Raw genomic sequence first — 607 nt, forward strand, 5'->3', positions numbered from 1 at the left:
GGCCTCCAGCGGCCGCGGATTCCAGTAGGGGTTGGTCATCGCAATCCGGCAGGCGCGATCGAGATCGGCGCCGCGCATGTCGATGTCCTTCAGGGCCATGGTGGCGCCGGCGCCGGAGGCCAGATCGAAGACGCTCTGCGCCGCGCTCGTTCCGCCGAGGGCTCTCGCGATCCGCTCCATGGCTTGCGGCGCCGCCTTGGCGTTGTAGGCAAGCGCATGGGGCAGGACGATGGTGTGCGTTTCCGCATGCGGCAGGTTGAAGCTGCCGCCGAGCGTGTGGCAGAGCTTGTGATGCAGGGCCATGCTCACGCTACCCAGCACCGCGCCGCACAGCCATGCGCCATACAGGGCCTCGCTTCGGCCGGCCGATGCCTGCGCGGTGCCGCCGGTCGCGAGAAGGGGCAGGGCGCGGCCCAGCGCGGCGATGCCCTCCTGCGCCATCAGGTCCATGATCGGATAGGTGTCGCGTGCATAGAAGCTCTCCGCCGCATGCGCGATGGCGTTGATTCCACTGGCGACGCTGACGGCCACGGGCAGCGAACGCGTGAGAGCGACGTCGTAAATCACCGTGCGCGGCCTCACCCGCGCGCTGGTCCCGGTCTTCTTC

At 69.2% G+C, this 607-nt stretch carries 1 protein-coding gene; it reads right to left on the reverse strand.

The genetic code is table 11. The features are described 5' to 3' along the window. Nucleotides 1–607, reverse strand: a 607-nt coding sequence (locus AC1DTN_RS38410) for a dehydroquinate synthase/iron-containing alcohol dehydrogenase family protein (protein ID WP_477925437.1), incomplete at both ends; no start/stop codon positions are given.

Source organism: Rhizobium sp. 01T444 (assembly GCF_056398305.1).